Origin of the sequence: Streptomyces sp. NPDC059524 (assembly GCF_042749255.1) — a bacterium.
Taxonomy (GTDB): Bacteria; Actinomycetota; Actinomycetes; order Streptomycetales; family Streptomycetaceae; genus Streptomyces; species Streptomyces xanthii.
Window position 1 is genome coordinate 1 of record NZ_JBHYTK010000287.1, and the last position, 3886, is coordinate 3886.

Genomic DNA, 3886 nt, shown 5'->3' on the forward strand with positions numbered 1-3886 from the left:
CCCCCACCCGGGCCCTGGACCGACGTCTGCGCTCAAGGGGTCGGGATGCCCGGCGGTGGGCCGAGGATCTCGATGTGGTGGCGGGCGGCGGCGAGCCCGAGGGCCGCCGGGTCGAACGGGCCGGGGTCGGGGAGGCGCCGCTCCCGTGCCGGTGCCCCGACGTCGGCCGCGAAGTCCTCGAAGCCGGACGGTGTGGTGATCTGCAGACAGCGCAGCGGCTCCTGCGCGCCGACCACGAAGGTGTGCGGCACGCCGACCGGCAGCAGCACGAAGTCCCCGGGGCGGGCCTCCAGTTCCTGCCCGTCGCACAGGAAGCGGGCGGTTCCCGACAGGACGTAGAACATCTCGTCCTCTTCCAGGTGCCGGTGCAGCGGGGGTGCGAAGCCGGCCGGGTTGAGGAACTCCGCCACGGTGAGCCGGCCCCGGGTCTGTGCTCCGGAGGCCTTGAGGGTGACCAGATTCCCGAGGAACCACAGCGCTTCGCCCTCGGTGCTTCCCAGGAGGTAAGGACGGTTGACGGACGACGACATGGCCGCCTCCTGCTCCACGATTTGGAGAGACAGTGTCTATTCAATACTAAGCTAGAATGTCCAATTATGGGAGCCCGAGACGATGTGCGGCGTCGGTACGCCTCGCCGCTGCGGGAGCAGCGGGCCCGCCAGACCCGGCAGGCGGTCCTCGCGGCCGCGACCCGCCTCTTCGTCGCCCGCGGTTACGCCGCCACGTCCCTCGCCGACATCGCCGCCGGCGCCGAGGTGGCCCGGCCGACCGTCTTCGCCGCGTACGGATCCAAGGCCGCGCTGCTGCGCGAGGCGGTGGACCAGGCGCTGGCCGGTGACGACGAACCGGTCCCCGTGGCGGAGCGGCCCTGGTTCCGGCCGGTGTGGGACGCCCGCACCCCGGAAGCGGTGCTGCGCGCCTACGCCGAGGTGTGCCGCGTCATCGGCGAACGCGCGGCGGAGATCTTCGAGGTGGTCCGGCGCGCGGCGGACGGGGGAGCCGAGCCGGCCGCCCTCTGGGACACGATGCAGCGCAACCGGCGCGCCGGAGCCGCCATGGTGGTCGACCGGCTCGAGGCGCTCGCCTCCGCGCCGCCCGCCCTCGAGCGGGAGCGCGCCGTGGATGTCGTGTGGATGTACAACGACCCCGCCCATTACCGGTCGTTGGTGCTGACATGCGGCTGGAGCGGCGAGGAGTACGCCGCGTGGATCGCCGGACAGATGGCCCACGGCCTCGGTGTCGCCCTCGGCGGCGGGCGGCGCCGAGGGCGGTGACGGCGGCCGGGTTTCAGGGTGCGCCCGACGGCTAGCCCTGCGCCTCCAGCAGGTCCCAGAAACGGTCGGTGACCCGTTCCAGATAAGCGCGCCCCTGCTCCCCGGACGCCGCCGCGGTCGTCGCGCGGCTGAGGGTGGCCGTCATCAGGTGCTGGTACTCCTGGTGCATCGTGCGCAGCGGCTCGGCGAGGGCGCGTCGGTCGAGCCCCGTGAGCTTGGCGATCGCGCGGGCGTGGGCCTGCCAGCGGGTGCTCACCGCCTCGCCGAGGAGTTCGGCGAGCCGGCCGTTGTCGCCGGTGACGGACATGCGGTCGCGCTGGGACAGTCCGAGGACCGAGGCCAGCGCCTTCGTCTGCCGGTCGTCGCCGGGCCAGACGCCGGTGCGCTCGGCCTCCTCGTACACGCCGAGATCCATGCCGACCGCGCGGGCCACGTCCGTCGCCGCGTAACCGCGGATCAGGCGGTGCTCACGCAACGCGCGCGGCGTACCGATGAGTTGGGTCGGATCGCACCACAGCACGCTGGCCAGCGCGGTCAGTTCGGCGGGGCTCGGTGAGGCGAGGCCCCGCTCCCAGGCGGTGACCGTCCCGGGCGTGATGTACGTCAGGCCGAAGGAGGAGCTCAGGCCGTGCGCGACATGGCCCGGAGCCATGCCGAGCGACTCGCGGATACGGCGGGCCGCCACCGCGTCGAAGGGTGGGGGCGGGGCATGGGGGGAGGGGGGACCAGGCACAGCCGGGATGATAGAGGGGCATATGTGTTTTGGCTACTGTGTGTTCAGTCAACAGTGCATTTTGTGAGGGTCACCAAGTGTGTCCGGCCGCATGCGGCCCTGGCGGGGCCCGGTTCGTGGGATCTCCATAACATCCTTGCAACTACTGACCGATGGAACAGCTTCCGTCCCGCCCGCCACGGCGGTTGTCCGTATGATCCTCAGCGCTTCGCATGTGCGTTCGTGCATCGCGACACCTGTCGCGATGTCAGAGGATCCTCCCAACTGTCCTTGATTCCGGATGCATTCCCCATGTCCGCCCATGTGTCGTGCCCGCGACACGTGCAGATGCAGGAGACTCGATGAGTTCCCCCAGCGCGACCGGCGCACCGTACGACGCGCATCCCCCGGCCGGCAGCCCTCCCCGCACCCCCGGCGGTCCGCTCGACCGCTACTTCCGGATCACCGAACGCGGTTCGACGTACGGCCGTGAGATACGCGGCGGTGTCGCCACGTTCTTCACGATGGCGTACATCCTCGTGCTCAACCCGATCATCCTGAGCGCGGCCGAGGACAAGACCGGCGCCCAGCTCGACCCGGCCCAACTCGTCACCGCGACCGCGCTCGTCGCCGCCGTCATGACCGTCATCATGGGCGTCGGCGGCAACCTCCCGCTCGCCCTCGCCGCGGGCCTCGGCCTCAACGCCGTCGTGGCCTTCCAGCTCGCCCCGCTCATGACGTGGGACGACGCGATGGGTCTGATCGTGCTCGAGGGGCTCATCATCTGCGTGCTGGTCCTGACCGGACTGCGCGAAGCCGTCATGCACGCCATCCCGCAGCCGCTCAAGCAGGCCATCAGCGTCGGCATCGGCCTGTTCATCGCCTTCATCGGCTTCGTCGACGCCGGCTTCGTCACCCGAGTCCCCGACGCCGCCAACACCACCGTGCCCGTGCAGCTCGGCACCGGCAGCCTCACCGGCTGGCCCATGCTCGTCTTCGCGCTCGGTGTCGTGCTGACCATCGTGCTCCTCGCCCGCAAGGTCAAGGGCGCGATCCTCATCAGCATCGTCGCGATGACCGTGCTCGCCGTCGTCCTCGACCAGCTCGCCGACATCAAGACCTGGGGCCTGACCACGCCCGCGATCCCGGACTCCGTCGTCGCGTCCCCCGACTTCGGACTGCTCGGTAACTTCGACGTGTTCGGCGCGTTCGGCCAGGTCAGCGTCGTCACCGTGCTGCTGCTCGTCTTCACGCTCATCCTGTCGGACTTCTTCGACACCATGGGCACCGTCGTCGGCGTGACCGCCGAGGCCGGCCTCCTCGACGAGCGCGGCCAGGTTCCCAACCTCGGCCGGGTGCTCCTCATCGACGGCGCCGCCGCCGTGGCCGGCGGCGCCGCGTCCGCGTCCTCCGCGACGACCTACATCGAGTCGGCGGCGGGCGTCGGCGAAGGCGCCCGCACGGGCTTCGCCAACCTCTTCACCGGTGGCCTGTTCGCCCTCGCGCTGTTCCTGACCCCCGTACTCACCATCGTGCCGCTCCAGGCGGCCGCCCCCGCCCTCGTGGCCGTGGGCTTCCTGATGATGACGCAGGTCAAGCACATCGACTGGGACCGCTACGACATCGCCATCCCGGCGTTCCTCACCATCGCCGTCATGCCGTTCACGTACTCCATCACCAACGGCATCGGCGCCGGCTTCCTCGCCTACGTCATCATCAAGACGGCGCTCGGCAAGGCGCGTGAGGTGCACTGGCTGCTGTGGGGGACCTCGGTCCTCTTCCTCGTCTACTTCGCCATCGACCCGATCGAGCAGCTCCTCGGGGTCAAGTAGTCGTCCGGCGGTGCTGAGTTGATGTGGTGAGGGGCCCGGGCACTCACGCCCCCCGCGCCCGCGCCCCC

Annotated in this window: 4 protein-coding genes; 2 read left to right on the forward strand and 2 right to left on the reverse strand. The window is 70.6% G+C overall.

What is annotated here, in order from left to right; all coding sequences use genetic code 11:
- Positions 1 to 32 precede the first annotated feature (32 nt).
- Complete coding sequence (locus ACFW9D_RS38065) at positions 33 to 530, reverse strand: cupin domain-containing protein (RefSeq protein ID WP_384630038.1); 498 nt, start codon at positions 528 to 530, stop codon at positions 33 to 35.
- A 66-nt stretch (positions 531 to 596) separates the two neighbouring features.
- On the opposite strand from ACFW9D_RS38065, the gene ACFW9D_RS38070 reads away from it, so the two are divergent.
- On the forward strand, positions 597 to 1274 hold the full coding sequence (locus ACFW9D_RS38070; protein ID WP_188335624.1) for a TetR/AcrR family transcriptional regulator: 678 nt from the start codon (positions 597 to 599) through the stop codon (positions 1272 to 1274).
- Between the two features lie 31 nt (positions 1275 to 1305).
- Here the strand turns inward: ACFW9D_RS38070 and ACFW9D_RS38075 are convergent, their stop codons facing one another.
- On the reverse strand, positions 1306 to 2007 hold the full coding sequence (locus ACFW9D_RS38075) for a helix-turn-helix transcriptional regulator (RefSeq protein ID WP_188335623.1): 702 nt from the start codon (positions 2005 to 2007) through the stop codon (positions 1306 to 1308).
- Between the two features lie 341 nt (positions 2008 to 2348).
- Here ACFW9D_RS38075 and ACFW9D_RS38080 point away from each other — a divergent pair, with 341 nt between their 5' ends.
- Positions 2349 to 3818 (forward strand): NCS2 family permease, encoded by a 1470-nt coding sequence (locus ACFW9D_RS38080; RefSeq protein WP_188335622.1) that lies wholly within the window; start codon positions 2349 to 2351, stop codon positions 3816 to 3818.
- Positions 3819 to 3886: the final 68 nt, after the last annotated feature.